Below are 21,018 nucleotides of genomic sequence, written 5' to 3'. Positions count from 1 at the left end.
CGGCGTCAGCTCACCTGGCCGCCATGAGGGTCGGGCACGGCCTGCGGGGCGCCCCGGCGCAGGTCCAGGACGCCGTGGTTCGCGGCGTCCAGGTCCTGGACCGTCACCAGCCGGACCTCGGCCGCGCGGCGGCCGACCGCGAACCGCACGTTGCGCAGCTGGCCGGCGGTGGAGCGGAACGGGTCGTCGTAGGGGCCGAACGCGACCGCGGCGACCTTGCGGATGGCGTCGTCGACCCGTTGCGGGCGTTCGAGGTTCCACGCGTACCCGTGCCACTGGAGCACTCGCTCGTAGATCTCCCGGTTCGTCGGCGGCCGCGGGTAGTCGTCGGAACCGACGAGCCACGGTTCGGCCAGCGCGAGCGCCACGAACCACTCCCGTCCCTGCGGCAGCAGGCCAGGCGCCTCCTTGGTCGGCGCCGCGTCGCGGTCCATGAGCGCGGGCAGCGGGATCGGCCCCGTGATGGCCGAGTCGGTACGCATCACGTCCACGACGAGCACGCGGTCCGCGTGCCCCGAGCCGACCAGCTTGCCGCGCAACACGAGCAGCTGGCTCTCGCCCTCGTCGAGCTGGGCGGTCATGCCCATGGTGAGGATGACGCGGCGGGCCCCGCCGGGCGCGTCGAGCATCGAGGACAGCTGTGCCTCGGTACCGCCGTGCCACCTCAGCCGGGCGGTCTCCTCACCGACGATGAGCTCGCCCAGCAACCGGGAGACGTGTTCGGCGCTGTCCGGCAGCGGATAGGCCGTGACGCGCAGCTGCGCGTCCAGCCGATCGTCGGGCACCCGGGGCGCGCGACCGAAAAGCAGCGTCTCGCCCGACCCGAGCACCACGCCGGGCACATCCGACCCGCGCACCGTGACCCGCAGCACGGTGCCCAAGCCTAGAGAACGTCACGGCGACGTGAGGCGGAAACTGGCGAGAATCGCCTTCAGATCGTCCTGCTTGGTGCGCCAGAGCCGCTCCGTCTCGGCGCGGTTGTTGCCCTGCGAGCTGATCGTGAGGATGTAGGTCCGCCCGCCGGTCGTGACGAACGCCCGGCTCAGATCGTGCAGGTTGTACCCGCCGTCCTCGTCGACGTGGTAGGTCATCTCCATCTCCGCGCGGGTCGTGCCGCGCGGCGCGGGCAGGCGGGCCAGCCGCAGCCGCTTGTAGTCCTGGATGACCTTGACGTCGAGGAAGTCGCCCTTCTCGAGATCGGTGAGCTCGCGGTAGGCGCCGCCGGGCGGGGCGTCGTCCCACCACTCGAGGTGCGCCAGCACGAGGCGCGGGCTGTGCGGGTCGCTCACCCAGTAGATCTCCTGCTCGGACGGGTCCTTGAACCAGCCGCGCGGAATCGCGATGGTGAACCCGTCACCGCGGTGTGCGGTGAAGCCGGACGGCACGTCGACCGATGCCGCGGCGCTGGTGGCGGTCCCCGCCACGTCGCCCGGCCGCATGATCAGCCAGATGCCGCCGGCCGCGATGAGGACGAGCACGGCGAGCAACACCACGAGCGGCCGTGTCATCCGGGCCCCGCGGGCACGTGCTCCGGTCGTCGAGTCCCTGAGCGGCTCCACCACGTGCGCGGTTTCCGGCTCGACGACCGCCTTCCCGGGCAACCGGCCGGGCGGCTCGACCGGCGGCCGGACCACGGGCTTGATCGGCGGGGCGACGACGATCCCGTTCCGCGGCTCGGACCGCCCCGGCGGGACGTTGACGATCGCGGCCAGCAGGGCGCTCGCCGCGGCCGCGGTCGGGCGTTGCCGCGGGTCCTTGCGCAGCATCATCTCGAGGACGCGCCACAGCCGTGGCGCGCGGGCGATCGGGGCCGGGTCGTAGGTGAGCACCGCCGCGAGGGTGGCCTGGGTGTCCGAGCGCTGGAACGGCGACTCGCCGCGAAGCGCGGCGCACAGCGTGACACCGAGGGACCACACGTCGGACGCCGGCGTCACCCGCTGACCGTTGACCCGCTCCGGCGCCATGTAGTCGAGCGAGCCGACCATCGTGTCGCTGCCTGTGGTGTCGCTCGTGATAGCCGCGATCCCGAAGTCGGTGAGCACGACCCGCTCGCCGTCGAGCAGGATGTTGGCCGGTTTGACGTCGCGGTGCACTACGCCGCGCGCGTGCGCCATCGACAGCGCCTCGAGCACCCGCGCACCGATCTCGGCGACACGCTGCTCCGGCAGCGGCCCCTGGTCGCGAACCACGTCGGCGAGCGACCGGCCCCCGACCAGCTCCATGAGGATGAGCGGCCGGCCGTCGTCGACGACCACGTCGTGCACGGCCACCACGCCGGGATGCCGCAGCTGAGCGGCCGCGCGCGCCTCCCGCAGCACCTGCTTCGTGTGGAAGTCGCTGTCGACGCCGAGCCGGACGTGCAGCTCCTTGACGGCGATGTCGCGGCGCAGCAGCTCATCGTGCGCCCGCCACACCACGCCCATCCCGCCTTGACCGATGCGGGTGAGCAAGCGGTAACGCCCGGCGACCACCGTCACGACATGGAAACTACGCGCGATCATGTGTGGTGGTAAACAAGTAACCCACTGTTACGACAATTGACACTCCGTTGTCCCAATCCGGCGAACCTCAGAAACGCCTTCGTCGCTGCGGCCGAAGTCGCCACCGCCGCCCAGGTCGCCGGCTGATGTGCATCCCCGGCGCGACACGGCCCCTCGCGCCGGGGATGCACCTGACGGCTCCCGAATGCCGTCGCTGGGAGGGAAAGCCAGTGGTATCCGCGACGCTAAGGCGCGATCTCGACCGCCGTCAACGAACGCGGACCCGGAAACTTCCGGCCGCGCAGTTCAGTCCAATGTGGAGCGACAGTCGATCACAACCCGGGAATGTCCCGCCAGTCGCCGCCCCGTCCGGGGCGCGGCCGGGGCCGCGCCCCGCGGCGCAGCCGGCGCAGCCCGATGACCGTGCCCAGGCCGAGGGCCCCGAGCCAGAACATCACCGCCGACGCGACCACGAGCCCGGCGACCGTCAGGGCGAGCAGGAACGGGACGGCCGCGAGGAGGGGCCACCGGCGCGGTCGTGGCGCCGGCGCCTCCCACCGGGCGAACGACGCCGCCAGGTCCGGTGTCTCCATGCTGAGCATGCGGTCGATACGGTCGAGGGCGGCACGCTCCTGCCGGCTGAGCATCCGGTTCCTCCTCCCCAGGCTGACCGTCCACTCGCGACGATGCGGACGACTTTCTTCTGACTGGCATGCTAACCGCACCCCGGCTGCCCGGGCCTGCGCTTTCTACCGCCACCCCAGCGGTTGACTAGCGGCCGGTCGCCGGCTCGATCTCGTCGGCGCTGCAGCGGCACGTCTCGCGACCACCACCGTACGGCTTGACCGGCGGTTCCGCCTGGCGTTCACTTCGTGGCGGCGGGCAGGAAGGATCGGAAGGTGACGGTGTCCGGGGCCGAGGCTCAGCAGGCGTTGCGGTTGTCGATCGTGGTCGGGCAGAGCGACGTCTGGCATCACCGGTCGCTGTACATCGAGATCGTGCACCGCGCACACCAGGCCGGGCTCGCCGGCGCGAGCGTGTTCCGCGGCATCGAGGGCTTCGGCGCGAGCTCGGTCATCCACACCCAGCACCTGCTCCGGATGAACGACGACCTGCCGGTCCTCATCGTGATCGTCGACGACGAGGACCGCGTGCGGCGCTTCCTCCCCGAACTGGCCGAACTCGCGATCAGCGGCCTGGTCACTCTCGACAAGGTCGACCGCATCAGCTATCCGCGGGACACACCGGCTACCCTCGGGCGGTAGCGGCGGTGGGGCTCGCCGCTCGGTTCGCCCGGACAACCGCAGCGCGCTCGCTGCCAACGGTCCCTACTCCACCCGGGAACGCCATGCCCGCAGGACGAGTAGGAGCGAGCCAGTGAAAAGCGAGGTCAACGTCGAGGAGATCGACCCCGGCATCGACCGGCCGGCCGGTCCGCGGCGGCCGGTGCGCCACCACGGACCGGTGCTCGGCGTCGTCGCCGTCGGCGGCGGGCTCGGCACGCTCGCCCGCTACGGGATCTCCCGCCTGCTGCCGGCCGCGCCGGACGGCTTCCCGTGGGCCACGTTCCTCATCAACGTGCTGGGCTGCCTGCTCATCGGCGTGCTCATGGTCCTCGTGACCGAGGTGTACGCGGCGCATCGCCTCGTCCGCCCGTTCCTGGGCGTCGGCGTCCTCGGCGGCTTCACCACCTTCTCCACCTACGCGCTCGAGATCCACGAGCTGCTGCGGCCGGGCACGATCGGTGTCGCCTTCGGCTACCTGGCGGGCACGCTCGTGGCGGCGATGCTCGCGGTGCTGGCCGGCACGTGGCTCACGCGGGCGCTCGTCGGGAGGCCGGCGTGATGGAGTCCAGTCCCGGGATGCGCCTCACCGTCCTCACCGGCTCGGACGACCGGCACCAGCACCGGCCGCTGCACCACGAGATCGTGACCCGGGCCCGCGCCGCCGGCCTGGCCGGCGCCACCGTCCTGCGCGGCTGCGAGGGGTATGGCGCCTCCGGGTTCGTCCACACCGACCGGCTGCTCGACGCCGCCGACAACCTGCCCGTCACGGTCGTCATCGTCGACACCGAGGACAAGATCCGCGCATTCCTCCCCCGGCTCGCCGACCTGGCCCACGTCACCGTCCTCCTCGACCACGTCGAGGTGCTCCGCCCATGATGCTGCTGCTCGTCTTCCTCGGTGCCGGCCTCGGCGCGCCCCTGCGCTACCTCGTCGACCGCGCCGTCCAAACGAGACATGACAGCCTCTTCCCGTGGGGGACGGTCAGCGTGAACATCGCGGGCTGCCTCGTCCTCGGCGGCCTCGCGGGCGCCGCCAACGCCCTGCCCGAACCGGTGTTCACCCTCGCCGGCACGGGCTTCTGCGGAGCGCTCACGACCTACAGCACGTTCAGCTTCGAGACCCTCCGCCTCGTCGAGCAGCGGGCGCACTTCTACGCCGCCGTGAACGTCGTGCTCAGCGTGATCGCCGGGCTCGGCGCGACGTTCCTCGCCTACACGACCATGCACGCACTGGTCGGCTGACCGGTCAACGTCCGGGTGGGGCGAGCCGGTACACGGCGCCGGCCTCGTCGTCGGAGACGTAGACCGCCCCGTCCGGCCCCGCGACCGCGGCGACCGGCCGGCCCCAGCGGGACCCGTCGCTCGCCTGGAACCCGCCGACGAGCGTCTGCTGCGGGCCGAGCTCGCCGTCGTGCCACGGGAAGAAGGAGACCTCGGGCGCGCGGGGCGGCGAGGCGTTCCACGAGCCGTGCACGCCCAGCAGCGCACCGGAGGCGTACTCGCCTGGCAGCCCACCGTCGACAAAGGACAGCCCCAGCGGTGCCGAGTGCCCGCCGAGCGCCTGCTCGATCGGCGGCAGCGTCTTGCACTCGAGCTTGCTCTGGTCGGGGTTCGTCTCCACGTCGGGGGTGAACGCAACATCCGACCGGTGCTGCTTGCTGCCCGGCACGCCGGGCCGCACGTCGGCGTCCGGGTTGCAGTACGGCCAGCCCAGGTTGCGCCCGGCGGTGAGCTTCGCGAGGGGCTCGACCGGGTGGTCACGCACGTACTGCTCGATGACCTGTCCTCGCGCGGAGCCGGAGGCGTCGCCGTAGGGGCGGTCGAACGGGTACTGGACGTTGTCCCGGTTGTTCACCGCGGTCCAGACGGCGCCATCGGGGGCCACGGCGAGTCCGGTGCCGTTGCGGACGCCCACGGCGAACGGCTCCGGCTTTCCGCCGCCGGGCGGCACGCGCAGGATCGAGGCTCGCGGTGGGTTCGCGGTGAGATCCTCGGCCGAGATGTTGCCCGTGGAGCCGACCGACACGTACACCGAGCCGTCCTGGCCGAGTGCCACGCTCTTCAACGCGTGCGCGTACTTGCCGCCCAGCTCCGGGCTCTTGGCGTCGGGCAGTCCGGTGAGCACCGGCCGTGGCTCGGTCAGCTTGCCGTCCCGGTAGGTGTAGACGTCCACCCGGTCGCTCTGCGCGACGTACACGTCGGAGCCGTCGAACGCGAGGCCGTGCGGCTGGTTGAGCCCGGTCAGCACCTCGGACACCGTCGCGCGGCCTTTCCCGTCCGGCACCAGCCGGACCACGGAGCCCTCCTTGGGCACCGACACGAGCATCGTGTCGTCCGGCGCCCAGGCCTCGAGCCGGGCCGACGGGACCCGCGCGTACACGGAGATCTTCCAGCCGCGGGGCACGAGCGCCTGCCGGGTCGTGTTCAGCGGAGCGGCGTCCATCCCCTTCGGGACCTCGACCTTCACCGGTGCCAGACCCGCCGGCTCGGCGGCCGAAGACGACTCGCCGGCCGGGGCGGTGGTGGACGCCGGGGGGTTCGCGGAACAGGCGGACACGAGCACGGCGACCGCGATGGCCCCACCGACGAGTCGGCGACGTACCGTCATTCGTTGATCAGCTCCCCGTCGAGGTGTGCGACGCTCGGCGGCTATTCTCGCGACCCACGTGTACGAGGGAGGTGTGCCGCGGTGAGGATCGGTGTGCTGGGCGCCGCCCGCATCGCCCCGGCAGCCCTGCTGCGGCCCGCCCGTGCCGTCGACGGCGTCGAGGTCGCCGCGGTCGCGGCTCGCGACCGCGGCCGTGCGGCGGCCTTCGCCCGCCAGCACGGGGTGCCGACGGTGCACGACTCGTACGCCGACCTGCTGGCCGACCCGTCGCTGGACGCGGTCTACGTCCCGCTCCCCAACGGGCTGCACGCGAAGTGGACGCTGGCCGCGATCGAGGCCGGCAAGCACGTGCTGTGCGAGAAGCCGTTCACCGCCAACGCGGCGCAGGCGCGACAGGTGGCGGCCGCGGCCGACCGCTCCGGCCTGGTCGTGATGGAGGCGTTCCACTACCGCTACCACCCACTCGCCCGGCGAATGGCCGAGATCGTCCACAGTGGAGAGCTGGGCGAGATCCGCCGGGTGGCCACGGCGATGTGCTTCCCGCTACCACGGTTCTCCGACATCCGGTACGACTTCGGCCTCGCCGGCGGGGCACTGATGGACGCCGGCTGCTACGCCGTGCACTGCCTGCGCCTGCTCGCCCCGGGCGAGCCGGCCGTCACCGCGGCGACCGCCCTGACCCTGCGGCGGGACAGGCGCGTCGACCGGGCGCTGACCGCGCGGTTCTCCTTCCCCGGCGGCGCCGCCGGCGAGGTCCGCACGTCGATGTGGTCCTCGGCCCTGTTGCGCATCCGGGCCGAGGTGGTCGGCGAACGCGGCACGCTGAGCGTGCACAACTTCGTCGCACCGCAGTTCTGGTCGCGTTTCTCGGTCGCGGTGGACGGCCGGCGCCGGCGCGAACGATTCGCCGGTGAGGCGACCTATGTGCACCAATTGCGTGCTTTCGCCGCGGCCGTTCGCGGCGCGGAAGCCAATCTCACCCCACCGGCGGATTCGGTCCGCACCATGTCGTTGATAGACCACATTTACGAAGCGGCTGGTCTTCCGCTACGCGGCTGAAAACGAAACGCCAGGTACGCCGTTCCACCGTTGACAACCGCTGCATGCAGTATGCAATGCTGGACGTTTCCGGAGGTGCAGCATGACTGCTCTGACGCAAGACGAACCGGCTGTACCCACCGCGCGGCGACGCGCCGTTGCGGCCAGCACGGTCGGCACATCCATCGAGTGGTACGACTTCTTCCTGTACGGCACGGCTGCCGCACTGGTCTTCCCCGATCTGTTCTTCCCGAGCACCGAGCCGTTCGTCGGCGTGCTCGCCTCGTTCACCACGCAGTTCGTCGGGTTCGCCGCCCGGCCGATCGGCGCGGCGATCTTCGGGCACTTCGGTGACCGGATCGGACGCAAGGCCACCCTGATCACCACCCTGCTGTTCATGGGTATCGCGACCGCCCTGATCGGCTGCCTGCCCGGCTACAACACCATCGGCGTGCTCGCCCCGATCCTGCTGGTGGTGCTGCGGATCCTGCAGGGCCTGGGCGTCGGCGGCGAGTGGGGCGGCTCGGTCCTGCTCTCCATGGAGTGGGGCCACCGCAAGCGCCGTGGCTTCATGGCCAGCTGGCCACAACTCGGTGTCCCCATCGGACTGTTGCTGTCCACCGGTGTCTTCAAGCTGCTGACCGACATCTCCGGCGACGGCTTCGACTCCTGGGGCTGGCGCGTTCCGTTCCTGCTGAGCGTCGTGCTCGTGGGGATCGGCCTGTACGTGCGGTTGCGCGTGCTGGAGTCCCCCGAGTTCACCGCCATCCGCCAGGCCAACGCCGTGGTCAAGCTCCCGGTCTGGGAGGCGATCCGCCGCCACCCCCGGCAGATCCTCTCCGCCGCGTTCGTGCGGATGTCCGAGCAGGCCCCGTTCTACCTGTTCGTCACATTCGTGCTGACCTACGGCACGGAAAAGGTCGGCCTGGAGAAAGACAACCTGCTGACCTATACCATGATCGCGGCCGCGATCGGGTTGGTCAGCGTCCCGCTGTTCGGCTGGCTGTCCGACCGAATAGGCCGCAAGACCGTCTACGGCGCGGGGATCATCGCGACCGCCGCGTTCGCGTTCCCCTACTTCGGCCTGCTCAATACCGGTACGGCGGCACTCGTCCTCATCGCCATCGTCGTGTCGCTGATCGTCCACGACGTGCAGTACGGGCCGCAGGCCGCGCTCATCGCCGAGGCGTTCGGCGGCAACGTCCGGTACTCCGGCGCCGGCATCGGCTACCACCTGGCCTCGGTGGTGGCGGGCGGACCCGCGCCGCTCATCGCGACCGCGATCCTGCAGCGCACCGGGTCGAGCACGTGGATCAGCCTTTACATCATCGGATGCGCGGTCGTGTCGATGATCGCGCTGGTGGTCATGCCACGTCCGGCCGCCGACACGCCGCTGCCCGAGCGGGCACCTTCCGCCGAAGGGGTCAAGACCGAGGGAACGTAGGCGGTGGTCCACCCGAGACGGACCGGCGCTGGTGTCAGCGCCGGTCCGCGGTGACGATCCAGGCCCGGGAGCCGAACCACACGCCGTCGCCGGTCTCGTGTGCCGCCAGGGCGGTGCGCAGCCGCTCCAGCGCGCGTGGCCGGTCGGCCTCGGCGTGGGCGTCGAGCACGGCGGTGGCCATCTGCAGGCCGAGCACGGCGTCGCGGGCGCTCGCGGCGTCCGGGCCGTAGTAGAGCGGCTCCCGCACGTCGGCCAGGTGCACGTGCGCGAGGCCGGCCGCCTCGAGGATGCCGCGCACGGTGTCCGGATCGGCGAGCGAGAACGGGCTCGCATCGGCCGGCCGGATCCCACCGGCGTCCAGGCCCCGCAGGATCGTGGCGACCCACTCCTGGTGCTCGACGGCCTGCCACACCAGCAGCACCAGGCGGCCGCGCGGGCGCACGGCGCGGGCGATGTTCGTGAACGCCGCGACCGGGTCGGCGAAGAACATGGTGCCGAACCGGCTGATCGCGACGTCGAAGTGGTTGGCGGGAAACGGATGCCGCTGCGCGTCGCTGGCGGCGAAGGTGACGTTGTGCACGCCCGCCCGCTCGGCCCGCGCCCGGGCGGCGGCGAGCGCGCGCTCGGACACGTCCACGCCGAGCACGCTCCCCCGCACCGCCGCGCGTGCGGCGTCCAGTGTGGACTGACCGGTGCCGCAGCCGACGTCCAGCACCGCGTCGTCCGGCCCGATCCGGCAGGCGTCCCGGAACTGTGGGTGGTAGCGCTGCAACTCGGCGTCGTAGTCGAACACGACGGCCACGATACGGCTCAGCTGCGCACAACGCCGCGCGAACGTGCCGGTGCCGGCAGCACGCCGGCGCACGTCCCAGGCGTACCCCGGCCGGCCCGTGGTTTGTGGCATCATCGCCCTGTGACCAGCAGATCCGCCGCGGAGCAGCACCTGCGCGACCTCGCGCGGCTACGCCGCGTCCGCGACCGGATCGACCGGGACTACGCCCAGCCGCTGGACGTCGAGGCCCTCGCCCGCGGCGTGAACATGTCGGCCGGCCACCTCAGCCGCGCGTTTCGCGGCGCCTACGGGGAGTCGCCCTACAGCTACCTCATGACGCGGCGTATCGAGCGCGCGATGGCGCTGCTGCGCCGCGGGGACATGAGCGTCACCGAGGTCTGCTTCGAGGTCGGCTGCTCGTCGCTCGGCACCTTCAGCACCCGCTTCACCGAGCTGGTCGGCGTGCCGCCGAGCACCTACCGGCGCGACTCGACGGGCGAGATGGCGGGCATCCCGCCGTGCGTGGCGAAACAGGTCAGCCGACCGATCAGGAATCGAGAAGCGCCGGTCACGAGCCGAAGCTAGCGTGGCCGCCATGGACATCAGCATCCACTCCGCGTACCTCCCGCACGACGACCCGGAAGCAGCCGTGGCCTTCTACCGCGACACGCTCGGCTTCGAGATCCGAAACGACGTCGAGTACAACGGGATGCACTGGATCACCGTCGGCCCGCCCGGCCAGCCCGGCACGTCGATCGTCCTGCACCCGCCGGGCGCCACCCCCGGCCTCACCGACGACGAGCGCCGCGTGATCGCCGAGATGATGGCCAAGGGCACCTACGCCGGCATCAACCTCGCCACCAAGAACCTCGACGAGACCTTCACCCAGCTCCAGGCGGGCGACGCCGACGTCGTCCAGGAGCCGATCGACCAGCCGTACGGCGTTCGCGACTGCGCGGTCCGCGACCCCGCGGGCAACCTGATCCGCATCCAGGAAACCCGCTGACGGCCACCACGACCCCGCACACACCAGATGGAGACACGATGAGCACGGCCACGAGATCGGACCCGCAGCCGGCGCAGGCGCACCAGGCCGACAGCCACGATCTGATCCGCGTACACGGCGCGCGCGTGAACAACCTCAAGGATCTCAGCGTCGAGATCCCGAAGCGCCGGCTGACGGTGTTCACCGGAGTCTCCGGCTCGGGCAAGAGCTCGCTGGTGTTCAACACGATCGCCTCGGAGTCGCAGCGGCTGATCAACGAGACCTACAGTGCCTTCCTGCAGGGCTTCATGCCCACGCTGTCGCGGCCCGAGGTCGACGTGCTCGAAGGCCTGACGACCGCGATCATCGTCGACCAGGAACGGATGGGCACCAATCCCCGGTCCACCGTCGGCACGGCGACCGACGCGAACGCGATGCTGCGCATCCTGTTCAGCCGCATCGGCAAGCCGCACATCGGCTCGCCCCAGGCCTTCTCGTTCAACATCCCGACCCGCACGGCGAGCGGGATCATGACGACCGACAAGGCCACGGCCGAGAAGACCATCGTGCGCAAGCGCGTCTACCTCGGCGGCATGTGCGCGCGCTGCGAGGGCATGGGCTCGGTGAGCGACTTCGACCTGTCGGCGCTCTACGACGACAGCAAGTCGCTCAGCGAGGGCGCGCTCAAGATCCCCGGATACTCGATGGACGGCTGGTACGGCCGCATCTTCAGCGGTTCCGGCTTCTTCGACATGGACAAGCCGATCCGCCGGTACAACAAGCGCGAGATGCACGACCTCCTGCACAAGGAGCCCACCAAGATCAAGGTCGAGGGGATCAACCTCACGTACGAGGGCCTCATCCCCAAGATCCAGAAGTCGATGCTCTCCAAGGACGTCGACTCGCTGCAGCCGCACGTCCGCGCCTTCGTCGAGCGGGCGATCACGTTCCAGACCTGTCCCGACTGCGACGGCACCCGCCTGTCCGAGTCGGCGCGGTCGTCCAAGATCAAGGGCAAGAACATCGCCGACCTCTGCACGATGCAGATCAGCGACCTGGCCGAGTGGGTGCGCAACCTCAAGGAGCCGTCCGTGGCGCCGCTGCTCGCCGGGCTCCAGCACCTCCTCGACTCGTTCGCCGACATCGGGCTGGGCTACCTGTCGCTCGACCGGCCCGCGGGCACCCTGTCCGGCGGGGAAGCCCAGCGCACCAAGATGATCCGCCACCTCGGCTCGTCCCTCACCGACGTCACCTACGTCTTCGACGAGCCCTCGATCGGCCTGCACCCGCACGACATCGAGCGGATGAACGGCCTGCTGCGCCGGCTGCGGGACAAGGGCAACACCGTGCTCGTGGTGGAGCACAAGCCCGAGATGATCGCGATCGCCGACCACGTCGTCGACCTCGGCCCCGGCGCCGGCCCGGCCGGTGGCGAGGTGATGTTCGAGGGCACCGTCGACGGGCTGCGGAGCAGCGGCACGATCACCGGCAAGCACCTCGACGACCGCGCCGCGCTCAAGTCCTCGGTGCGGACGCCGTCGGGGATGCTGGAGGTGCGTGGTGCCGACACCCACAACCTGCGCGACGTCGACGTCGACATCCCGCTCGGCGCGCTCGTGGTGCTGACCGGGGTCGCCGGTTCCGGCAAGAGCTCGCTCATCAACGGCTCGGTCGCCGGCCGTGACGGCGTCGTGGTGATCGACCAGAGCGCGATCCGCGGTTCGCGACGGAGCAACCCGGCCACCTACACCGGGGTGCTCGAACCGATCCGCAAGGCGTTCGCCAAGGCCAACGGCGTGAAGCCGGCACTGTTCAGCTCCAACTCCGAGGGCGCCTGCCCCACGTGCAACGGCGCCGGCGTCATCTACACCGAGCTCGGCGTGATGGCGACCGTCGAGTCCACGTGCGAGGAGTGCGAGGGCAAGCGGTTCCAGGCGGCGGTGCTGGAGTACACGCTGGGCGGCAAGAACATCAGCGAGGTGCTCGCGATGTCGGTGACGGAGGCGGAGGAGTTCTTCGGCGCCGGCGAGGCCCGCACGCCGGCCGCGCACAGGATCCTCGACCGGCTCGCCGACGTGGGGCTCGGCTACCTCAGCCTCGGCCAGCCGCTCACCACGCTGTCCGGCGGCGAGCGGCAGCGGCTGAAGCTGGCCGCGCAGATGGCGGAGAAGGGCGACGTCTACGTCCTCGACGAGCCGACCATCGGCCTGCACCTGGCCGACGTCGAGCAACTGCTCGGCCTGCTCGACCGGATCGTCGACTCGGGCAAGTCGGTGATCGTCATCGAGCACCACCAGGCCGTCATGGCGCACGCCGACTGGCTCATCGACCTCGGCCCCGGCGCTGGTCACGACGGAGGCCGGATCGTCTTCGAGGGCACTCCGGCCGACCTCGTCGCCGGCCGCGCCACCCTCACGGGCGAGCACCTCGCGGCCTACGTCGGGGCCTGAGGCGAACAGTTCGCAACGCAACCGACCCTCCTCGTCCGGCGTCCTGTCTCAAACCGAAGGAACCGGACGAGGAGGTTTCGATGAGAAAGATGATCGCTCTGCTGGCCGTTTTCGCGGCCACGATGTCGGTTGCCGCGTGCGCGTCCGACCCGGAGTCATCCGGATCGACGGTCACCACGGCGAGAAGCAGTTCTTCGCCGACGGCGCGCGGCACACCGGCCGACCCGCCACCGGCCGACCCGACGACCTCGGAGGCCGCCGAGTGCTCCGAGACCGACGGCTGGAACACCGAGGGAGAGACCGCGGCACCGTTCTCCACCGACGCGCTCTACCTGGCCCGGGCGGGCCGGCACGACTGCTACGACCGGCTGGTGCTGGACGTCAACGGCGCGGCGGAGGTCGGCTACGCCGTGCGGTACGTCCCGGTGGTGACCGTCGACGGCTCGGGCAAGCCGATACCGGTCGCCGGCAAGGCCGCGTTGCAGGTCGTGGTGCACGCGCCGCCGCAGGGACTGGACAGCTCCGGGCACCAGCCGGGCCGGATGTTCGCGAACACGGGTGACTTCCTCTACACGGAGGACCAGCTCGCGGGCTGGGACAGCCTGCGCGCGGTGCGGTTCGCCGGCTTCTTCGAGGGCCAGTCGACGCTGGCCGTCGGCGTCAGCGCGAAGCTGCCGTTCCGGGTGTCGACCCAGTTCGACAAGGCGAGCCAGATCCGGAAGCTCGTCATCGACATAGCGCACGACCAGTCGTGATGCGCGTACGCTGACCGGCACGCCGACGCACCGGGAGGACGACGATGTCCAAGAAGACGAGCAAGCGAGCCACCCGCCGCAAGAAGGGCGCCAACCACGGCAAGCGCCCGAACGGCAACTGACCCGGCTCGCACTCGCTGATCGGATGAGACGCATGGCGCCGTAGCTCCTGGGCTACGGCGCCGCGCATGAGAAGATCGACGCGTTGGCGCGACTTCCCCCGGTCCGCGGGCCGCGCAGGTGTAGTGCGCATGGCCGCCGACCGGCGTAACCCCCAAGGGAAACGGTTTCTTACCGGCCATTGACCGGATTGTGAACCAGGTTCAGTATTGCCCCGAGGGCAATACTTTCAGTTCCCTGTTGCGAAAAGTCATTCCGCCCTGGAGAGGCGGCATCTCGCTATTCGGGCCGCGATTTCCCCTGCCTTGCGCGGTCCGAATGGGCGCTGAAACGCGTGTCCGACCGCTGTTGAATCGGTCATTCAGGACAGGAGAAGAAATGCACACCGCGCGCAGGAAAAGACCTGGACGATTCCGCACGGCCGTCATCGCCGGGGTCACTGCCGTCGTGCCGGTGGCCGTCGCCACGCCGGCGGCGGCCGACGACGGTGGCGTGTCGGACGCGCCGATCCTCGGTGCGTGGGAGGTGCAGAGCCTCAGCGGTGTCAACAACAATCCGTTCGCGCCGACGGCCGGCAGCGTCAACACCCGGTACCTGCGAATCGGTTCGGCCCGCTACGCCGACGGACGCAGCCAGATGGTCTCCGGTCCGGACCCGAGGTCGGTGTCCAACCGGATATTCAACGACGAGAACGCCAACGTGTTCTCCGAGCGCGGCGTCACCCAGTGGGGCAATGTCTGGGGACAGTTCATCGACCACAACGTCGGCCTTCGCGACGACGCCGGCACCGCGGCGAACCTCCCGTTCAACGCCGCCGACCCGATGGAGTCGTTCACCAACACCCTGGGTGTCATCCCGTTCAACCGCACCGCGGCCGCACCCGGCACCGGCGTCACCAACGCCCGCCAGCACATCAACACCGAGAACTCCTTCATCGACGCCGAAGCCGTGTACGGGCCGTCCGACACCCGCCTGGACTGGTTGCGCGACGGGGCGGTCGACGGCAACCCGGACAACAACGCCGCCACGATGCTGATGCCGAACAACTACCTGCCGCGCGCGGACGCCCGCGGCAATCCCGCGGCGGCACCGTTCATGCAGGTGGACGGCCGCCTGCTCGCCAACCCCGGCCGGGCCACCATCGCCGGTGACGTGCGGGCCAACGAGCAGGCCGCGCTCACCGCGGTACAGACGTTGTTCGCCCGCGAGCACAACCGGATCGTCGCCGCACTGCCGGCGAACCTCTCCGCACAGGACCGCTTCCAGCTCGCGCGTGCCGTGGTGATCGCGGAGATCCAGCACATCACCTACAACGAGTTCCTTCCCGCGCTGGGTGTCTCGCTCCCCGCCTACCAGGGCTACGACCCCGGTCTGAACCCGTCGGTCGCGCACGAGTTCGCCACCGTCGGCTACCGCGCGCACAGCTTCATCCACGGCGAGATCGAGACCGAGACCAACGCCAGCCGCTACTCGCAGGCGACGCTGGACGCCCTCGAGGCACAGGGCGTCGAGGTCGAGGTCGACGGCGCGGACGTCAGCCTCGCGGTGCCGGACAACGTGCTGTTCTTCAACCCGGACCTGGTGGAGCAGATCCAGCTCGGACCGATCATGACCGGGCTGTCCGGCGAGTCGGACTACCGCAACGACGAGATGATCGACAACCAGCTGCGCAGCATCCTGTTCCGGGTTCCCGTGTCCGGCAACCCGGACTGCCTGGACGGACCGGGCCTGCCGGAGTGCTTCGACGGCGTCGTCGACCTCGGGGCGATCGACCTGCAGCGCGGCCGCGACCACGGCATGCCGACGTACAACCAGATGCGCAATGCCTACGGCCTGCCGTCGAAGTCGTCGTTCACGGCAATCACCGGCGAGTCGACCGACGCGTTCCCGGCCGACCCGCTCCTCACCCCGGGCAACGAGATCAACGACCCGAACTGCCTGGACATCCTCGCCGCATTCGACATCAACGGTAACCCGACCGACGTGGCGAACGAGGACGCGACCCGCGTGGTGCGCCGCTGCACCGTGGCGGCGAAGCTGAAGGCGATCTACGGCTCGGTGTCCTCTTTGGACGCCTTTACGGGCATGATGGCCGAGAAGCACGTCACGGGCTCGGAGCTGGGCGAGCTGCAGCTCGCGATCTGGCGCGACCAGTTCGGCGCGGCGCGCGACGGCGACCGGTTCTTCTACCGCAACGACCCGCTGCAGAGCTACATCCGCACCACGTTCGGCATCGACTCGCGCCGGACCCTCGCCCAGGTCATCGCCGACAACACCGACATCCCGTCGAGTGACTTGCCGGCCAACGTGTTCCGGCTGCCCGGCGCACCCAACGTCGGCGCCGGCAAGGCGAGCGCGACGGTGACGTCCGCGCGTGCACGGGCCGCGGTCGGCGCCGCGGCGAAGGCGTCGCCGTCGGACCTGACCCGCCACGACGGCAGAAAGCCCGGGAGTGGGACCACCCAACAGATACCGGAGGCGATCACCACGGGCCACGGTGGCCGATACCTGGCCCGCAGGCACCGAATGGCGCCGCCGGCCGCATGACCGAATCACCGCGGCGTCGCTCCCGGCACGGTTCCGGGGGCGGCGTCGCAACATCGGTTCCGACGGTCAGGCGAGAACTTCCCACCACTAGGCCGATTGACCAGATGATCTTGCCGGATCTACGATTTTGAGTACAAAAACTCCTGCACGTCGTGGCGGCGGTGATGGAGCATGATCCGGATTGCGCTGTGGTCCGAACGGCGTCTGTTCGCCGACCTGTTCACCGCCGACCTGGCCGCCCGGCCGGAGTACGCGGTCGTGGGCGCGGTCACCGATGTCGCGGACCTGTGGACGCTCTGCGCGCTGCGCGAGCCGGATGTGGCGGTGGCGCACTTCGATGGCGGGCTGGGTGCCGATCCGGAGCGCACGATCGCGCAGCTGCGCGCCTGCCTCGGTCTGGTCCGGCTCGTGGTGCTGTACGACCAGCTCGGCCCGCCCGACCTCTGCGCGATCGAACGGCTCGGCGTGGACACTCTGGTTCCTTCTTCACGCGGCCTCGACGCGCTGCTCGCCGTGCTGCGACAGTGCGGGCGCGAGAGACGCGGGCACCGGCGGACGCTCGGTACCCGGCTGACCGACGTCGAGGAACGGATCATCGACCTGCTGGCCGCGGGACACACCGTCGCCCAGATCGCGAAGCACCTGAAGGTCAGCGAGTCCCGCGTCGCGAACGCCAAACACCGGATCTACCGCAAGCTCGGCGTGGACAGCCAGGCGCAGGCGGTGGCCAGGGCGGTGGCGCTGGGCATCGTCAACCGGCCGCACCCGCAGCCACGGGCCCTGCGCCGGGCGGTGGCTCTGTGGGACGCCGACGACATCCGTGTCGAGCTGCGGGGCGCCGACGACGACGCCCGGTCGCGGGTCGCCGCCGTGCTTCGGGCCGCGAGCATCCAGGTGCGGGCTGGCGCCCCGCTGCTGTTGCTGGTCGACCCGATCGGCACGGACTGGCCCGACGACGCGACCGGCGAGGCCGTGCGCCCGATCGTGCTCGTGCTTAGCGCCGCCCCGCGGCGGGCCGAGGTGCTGGAAGCGTTGCTGCGCGGCGCGGTCGCGGTCGTCCTGGTCGACGAGGTGGCGAGCGATCTGGTGGCCGCACTGTGGCTGAGTGCCCACGGTTTCGTGGCCCTCGACGGTGGGGCCGGTGGCGCACTGCTGGAGTCCCTGCGCGTGACGGCCGCGCCGACCGTGCGCCCGCTCGTGCTCACCTCGCGGGAGAGCGACATCCTGCGCTCCATCGCCGACGGTCACACCGTCCGGCGTACCGCTCAGGTGCTCGGCATCGCGGAGAAGACCGTCGAGAACACGCAGGCGCGGTTGTTCCGCAAGCTGGGCGCGCGAAACCGGCCCGGAGCGCTGGCCGCGGCGCACGCTCTCGGCCTCATGCCGGACCGTTCCGGGGCGATCCCGTAGGCGTGCCCTGGTGGTAGAAGATCTGCCAGCGCCCGGGCGCGACGCGCCGCCACAGCGACGTGCGGTTCGAGCGCCGGCCGTGCTGCGCGGAGGTGTACTTCAGCATCACCACGCCGTCCGCGATCAGCCAGCCGCGGTGCCGCTCCACCACGATCGGTTCGCCGGCGGGATCCGTCCACGACGCGACGAGGGCGGCCAGGCCCTCGTACTCGAACTCGCCACCGGAGGTGCCGAACTCGTGGAAGTCGGGCGCGAGCAAGCGCGCGAGACGGGCGGGATCGGCCCGGCACTCGTTGGTCAACGACTCCCGTTCGGCCGCCATCGCCTCGGCGATCTGTTCCGCCGCGACCTGTTCCGCCGCTGTCTGCTCGTCCGCCTCTGCCACGACCGGACTATGGCAGCGCGCTCTGCTTGGCACCACACCACTTCACCGGCAGGTGTCCCATCCCGTCTGCTGTTGGTGAATTGCTTGCCATCACCGGTTCCCGGGCAATAACGTGGGCGCCCCAAGGGGTCGACATTCGGGGGGAGTCATGTCAGTACGTCGTCGGGTAGCGCTGGTCGCCGGTGTCGCTCTGGTCGGGGCTGGGTTGTTCGCGGTTTCCGGGCCGGCCACGGCCGCGGCCGGGCCGACCAACCTGCCGGTGGGCCAGTACACGCTCAGCGCGGACTACCACCAGTTCGACGCGATCAACAGCGCGCTGGTGTCGACGCTGGGCGTCGCGCCGGTGCACACGGTGATGGACAACGCCAACCACGACCGCACGGCGCTGCCGTCGTCGTTCACCCTGCCGGGCCTGTCCGGCGGGTTCCGGTTCGACGGCCCGGACAACTCCGACTGCAAGAACTACCCGCAGGGCATCACGACCAGCCGCGACGCGGTCGGCACGGCGAACAGCGGCAACTACGACGGGCACCAGCTCGTGCTCGTCAGCTGGTACACCAAGGACGCCTGCGACGGTGCGCAGCAGCGCAGCCGGATCACGCTGGTCGACTGGGACGCGACGTATCCCAACAAGTACCGCAAGGTGCTGCTCGTCCAGCCGACCGGCAGCGCCACGACGCCGAACTTCGCCGACATCCCGATCCACGCCGGCGGCGTCTCCTGGTACGGCGACTACCTCTACGTCGCCGACACCGGGCACGGGATGCGCGTGTTCGACATGCGGAAGATCCTCAAGACGAACACGGGGGGCACCGCCGACCAGATCGGCCGCCAGCCCAACGGGACGTACTACGCGCACAACTACGCCTACGTACTCCCCCAGATCGGCACGATCACGTCGCACACCACGTCGGGCACGAACCTCGCGTGGTCGTCGATCTCGCTCGACCGCGTCAGCAAGTCGATCGTGATGGTCGAGTACACCTGCCAGTCCGGTTGCACCAGCTACCCCAACCGCGCACCGCGGGCGATCCGCTACCCGTTCGCCGCCGGCGCGACGACGTTCGCCGCGTCCACCACCGCGAGCCAGGCGCTGCAGTTGCCGTGGTACAAGCTCAACGGCGTGGCCTCCCACAACGGCCGCTGGTGGTACAACTCGTCCGGCGGCAAGACGCTGTACTACTGGACGCCGGCCACCGGTTCGGCCACCTACTCGTGGGTGAGCAGCGGCGAGAGCATCTCCTACTGGGAGGACGCCACCAACCCGGATCTACTGTGGACACTGCAGGAAGGCGCCGGCAACCGCAACGTCTTCGCGGTGAACCAGGCCAGCTACGACGGCTGAGCCCGAGGTCGCACGGCGGCGTGCCCGAGCAACCGGTACCGCTCGGGCGCGTCCACCGGACATGAGGTTCCTCGTCGCGCAGCTGCTGCGGTTCGGTTGGCTCGAGGCGCGCAGCTGCGCGTTCGCCGTCGCCGTGTTCGGTGGGCTCGCGGTCTCGAAGCTCGTGCCGCTGCCGATCCCCCGCTACGACGCGCTGCTGGTCTACTGCGTGCTGGTCACCGCGGTGTTCCGGCTCGTCGGCTGGGAGAGCACCCGGGACGTCCTGGTGATCGCGGGGTTTCACCTCGTCGGGCTGGCCTTCGAGCTCGTCAAGGTGCCGCTCGGGTCGTGGAGCTACCCCGAGGACGCGTTCACCAAGGTGCTCGGCGTCCCGCTCTACAGCGGGTTCCTCTACGCGGCGGTCGGCAGCTACATCGTGGCGGCCTGGCGGTTGTTCGACCTGCGCGTCTCGGGCTACCTGGCCGTGCCCACCGCCGTGGTCGCCGGCGCCGTGTACGTCAACCTGATCACCCACCATTGGCTGCCCGACCTGCGCTGGCCGCTCGCCGGCCTGCTTGTCGCCGTGACCTGGGGCGCCACGGTGCACTTCACGGTCGGCGGGGTCCGCTACCGGATGCCGCTCGCGCTGTCGTTCGCGCTGATCGGGTTCTTCCTGTGGGTCGCGGAGAACATCGCCACGCTGTTCGGCGCGTGGCGCTACCCGCACCAGCTCGAGGCCTGGCGACTCGTGGATCCGGCGAAGGCCGGTGCGTGGGCCATGCTCGTGAGCGTCACGTTCGTGCTGGTCGCGGCGTTCCGCTCGCGAGCAGGCCGGCTGTGGGAGGTGCCGGTCAGTTCTCCGGCCGCGCGAAGTGGTCCCGCAGCAGGTTGATCTGGTTCTCCATCATGCCGAGGACCGCGTCGACGGCCTCGGGGTCGGCGCCCTCGACGGTCTCGACCTCCCGTGACCACTCCAGGTAGCTCCGGGTGGGGTCGTTGCTCACCTCGCGGACGCGGTAGGTGGCGACGTAGTGGGCGATGCAGAGCGCCGGCGCGACGGTCCGGTAGGTGAGGGAACGCTCGACCTCGTTTCGGCCGGCGACCTCCTGCCGGACGAGGTCGTCGTTGGGCAGCAGGGTGAAGTCGTACCGCGACGGCACCCGGTCGAGCGAGCCGCCCTCGGTCCAGTCCACGCTCGACACGACACCCTCGAAAACGATCTTCACGACCTTCATGACGTCGCGAACCTCGTCCCAGACGCTGTCCGGGTCGGCGTCGAGCACGGTCGAGCTGTACAGCTTGTAGGTCGGCTTGCCTGCCACGAGCACTCCCTGCGGAACGGAGACCTTTTCTGCAGGCTATGTGCCGCCGACCGGCTGCCGGACATCCGAACGTGCGGACTTCCCCGCCGGCCG

22 protein-coding genes are annotated in these 21,018 nt (G+C 70.4%); 15 read left to right on the top strand and 7 right to left on the bottom strand.

The genetic code is table 11. From position 1 onward, the window contains the following. Positions 1-5: 5 nt before the first annotated feature. From VH969_RS08335 to VH969_RS08325, 3 genes are all read right to left on the bottom strand, one after another. Positions 6-872 (bottom strand): hypothetical protein, encoded by an 867-nt coding sequence (locus VH969_RS08335; RefSeq protein ID WP_331972941.1) that lies wholly within the window; start codon positions 870-872, stop codon positions 6-8. 21 nt (positions 873-893) lie between these two features. Then, positions 894-2,477 carry a serine/threonine-protein kinase gene (locus VH969_RS08330; RefSeq protein ID WP_331972939.1) on the bottom strand — a complete coding sequence of 528 codons (1,584 nt, stop codon included), beginning with the start codon at positions 2,475-2,477 and terminating at the stop codon, positions 894-896. A 335-nt stretch (positions 2,478-2,812) separates the two neighbouring features. Then, positions 2,813-3,127, bottom strand: coding sequence for a DUF3040 domain-containing protein (locus VH969_RS08325; RefSeq protein WP_331972937.1), 315 nt, complete (start codon positions 3,125-3,127; stop codon positions 2,813-2,815). 252 nt (positions 3,128-3,379) lie between these two features. On the opposite strand from VH969_RS08325, the gene VH969_RS08320 reads away from it, so the two are divergent. The 4 genes from VH969_RS08320 to crcB (VH969_RS08305) all read left to right on the top strand — a co-directional run bounded on the left by VH969_RS08320 (position 3,380) and on the right by crcB (VH969_RS08305) (position 5,007). Further along, complete coding sequence (locus VH969_RS08320) at positions 3,380-3,745, top strand: putative PII-like signaling protein (protein WP_331972935.1); 366 nt, start codon at positions 3,380-3,382, stop codon at positions 3,743-3,745. Positions 3,746-3,857: 112 nt separating this feature from the next. Next, complete coding sequence (crcB, locus tag VH969_RS08315) at positions 3,858-4,325, top strand: fluoride efflux transporter CrcB (protein WP_331972933.1); 468 nt, start codon at positions 3,858-3,860, stop codon at positions 4,323-4,325. Further along, on the top strand, positions 4,325-4,642 hold the full coding sequence (locus tag VH969_RS08310; RefSeq protein WP_331972969.1) for a putative PII-like signaling protein: 318 nt from the start codon (positions 4,325-4,327) through the stop codon (positions 4,640-4,642). Before crcB (VH969_RS08315) ends, VH969_RS08310 begins: the two co-directional genes overlap by 1 nt. After that, positions 4,639-5,007, top strand: a complete 369-nt coding sequence (crcB, locus tag VH969_RS08305; RefSeq protein ID WP_331972931.1) for a fluoride efflux transporter CrcB — start codon at positions 4,639-4,641, stop codon at positions 5,005-5,007. The genes VH969_RS08310 and crcB (VH969_RS08305) overlap by 4 nt, the downstream gene beginning before the upstream one ends. A gap of 4 nt (positions 5,008-5,011) precedes the next feature. Here crcB (VH969_RS08305) and VH969_RS08300 read toward each other — a convergent pair whose 3' ends face one another. Next, entirely contained in the window at positions 5,012-6,373 is a 1,362-nt protein-coding gene (locus VH969_RS08300; protein ID WP_331972929.1) for a PQQ-dependent sugar dehydrogenase, read from the bottom strand. An 81-nt stretch (positions 6,374-6,454) separates the two neighbouring features. On the opposite strand from VH969_RS08300, the gene VH969_RS08295 reads away from it, so the two are divergent. Next, the gene (locus VH969_RS08295; RefSeq protein ID WP_331972927.1) at positions 6,455-7,432 is read left to right on the top strand and encodes a Gfo/Idh/MocA family protein; all 978 of its coding nucleotides are present in this window, start codon (positions 6,455-6,457) and stop codon (positions 7,430-7,432) included. A gap of 82 nt (positions 7,433-7,514) precedes the next feature. Beyond that, on the top strand, positions 7,515-8,855 hold the full coding sequence (locus tag VH969_RS08290; RefSeq protein WP_331972925.1) for an MFS transporter: 1,341 nt from the start codon (positions 7,515-7,517) through the stop codon (positions 8,853-8,855). A 34-nt stretch (positions 8,856-8,889) separates the two neighbouring features. Here VH969_RS08290 and VH969_RS08285 read toward each other — a convergent pair whose 3' ends face one another. Further along, positions 8,890-9,720 carry a class I SAM-dependent methyltransferase gene (locus VH969_RS08285; protein WP_331972923.1) on the bottom strand — a complete coding sequence of 277 codons (831 nt, stop codon included), beginning with the start codon at positions 9,718-9,720 and terminating at the stop codon, positions 8,890-8,892. Between the two features lie 48 nt (positions 9,721-9,768). Between VH969_RS08285 and VH969_RS08280 the strand changes: the two genes are divergently transcribed. From VH969_RS08280 to VH969_RS08255, 7 genes are all read left to right on the top strand, one after another. Further along, the gene (locus VH969_RS08280; RefSeq protein WP_331972921.1) at positions 9,769-10,212 is read left to right on the top strand and encodes a helix-turn-helix transcriptional regulator; all 444 of its coding nucleotides are present in this window, start codon (positions 9,769-9,771) and stop codon (positions 10,210-10,212) included. 10 nt (positions 10,213-10,222) lie between these two features. Next, positions 10,223-10,633, top strand: a complete 411-nt coding sequence (locus tag VH969_RS08275; RefSeq protein WP_331972919.1) for a VOC family protein — start codon at positions 10,223-10,225, stop codon at positions 10,631-10,633. Positions 10,634-10,671: 38 nt separating this feature from the next. Next, positions 10,672-13,062 (top strand): ATP-binding cassette domain-containing protein, encoded by a 2,391-nt coding sequence (locus tag VH969_RS08270; protein ID WP_331972917.1) that lies wholly within the window; start codon positions 10,672-10,674, stop codon positions 13,060-13,062. A gap of 80 nt (positions 13,063-13,142) precedes the next feature. After that, on the top strand, positions 13,143-13,817 hold the full coding sequence (locus VH969_RS08265; protein WP_331972915.1) for an AMIN-like domain-containing (lipo)protein: 675 nt from the start codon (positions 13,143-13,145) through the stop codon (positions 13,815-13,817). A 44-nt stretch (positions 13,818-13,861) separates the two neighbouring features. After that, positions 13,862-13,939, top strand: a complete 78-nt coding sequence (locus VH969_RS34480) for a 50S ribosomal protein bL37 (RefSeq protein WP_414638440.1) — start codon at positions 13,862-13,864, stop codon at positions 13,937-13,939. A 376-nt stretch (positions 13,940-14,315) separates the two neighbouring features. Beyond that, a complete protein-coding gene (locus VH969_RS08260) occupies positions 14,316-16,484 on the top strand; it encodes a peroxidase family protein (RefSeq protein ID WP_331972913.1) in 2,169 nt (722 codons plus the stop codon). 171 nt (positions 16,485-16,655) lie between these two features. Next, positions 16,656-17,894, top strand: coding sequence for a LuxR C-terminal-related transcriptional regulator (locus tag VH969_RS08255; protein WP_331972911.1), 1,239 nt, complete (start codon positions 16,656-16,658; stop codon positions 17,892-17,894). On the opposite strand, the gene VH969_RS08250 is transcribed toward VH969_RS08255, so the two are convergent. Then, the gene (locus VH969_RS08250) at positions 17,863-18,279 is read right to left on the bottom strand and encodes a nuclear transport factor 2 family protein (protein WP_331972909.1); all 417 of its coding nucleotides are present in this window, start codon (positions 18,277-18,279) and stop codon (positions 17,863-17,865) included. The genes VH969_RS08255 and VH969_RS08250 overlap by 32 nt on opposite strands. 148 nt (positions 18,280-18,427) lie before the next feature. Between VH969_RS08250 and VH969_RS08245 the strand changes: the two genes are divergently transcribed. Further along, positions 18,428-19,624 (top strand): hypothetical protein, encoded by a 1,197-nt coding sequence (locus tag VH969_RS08245; RefSeq protein ID WP_331972907.1) that lies wholly within the window; start codon positions 18,428-18,430, stop codon positions 19,622-19,624. Positions 19,625-19,685: 61 nt separating this feature from the next. After that, positions 19,686-20,495, top strand: a complete 810-nt coding sequence (locus VH969_RS08240; RefSeq protein ID WP_331972905.1) for a DUF817 domain-containing protein — start codon at positions 19,686-19,688, stop codon at positions 20,493-20,495. Here VH969_RS08240 and VH969_RS08235 read toward each other — a convergent pair. Then, positions 20,455-20,925 carry an SRPBCC family protein gene (locus tag VH969_RS08235; RefSeq protein ID WP_331972903.1) on the bottom strand — a complete coding sequence of 157 codons (471 nt, stop codon included), beginning with the start codon at positions 20,923-20,925 and terminating at the stop codon, positions 20,455-20,457. The genes VH969_RS08240 and VH969_RS08235 overlap by 41 nt on opposite strands. Positions 20,926-21,018: the final 93 nt, after the last annotated feature.

The organism is Actinophytocola sp. (assembly GCF_036555685.1).
Lineage (GTDB): Bacteria > Actinomycetota > Actinomycetes > Mycobacteriales > Pseudonocardiaceae > Actinophytocola.
This window is presented reverse-complemented; position numbering and strand designations above follow the sequence as displayed.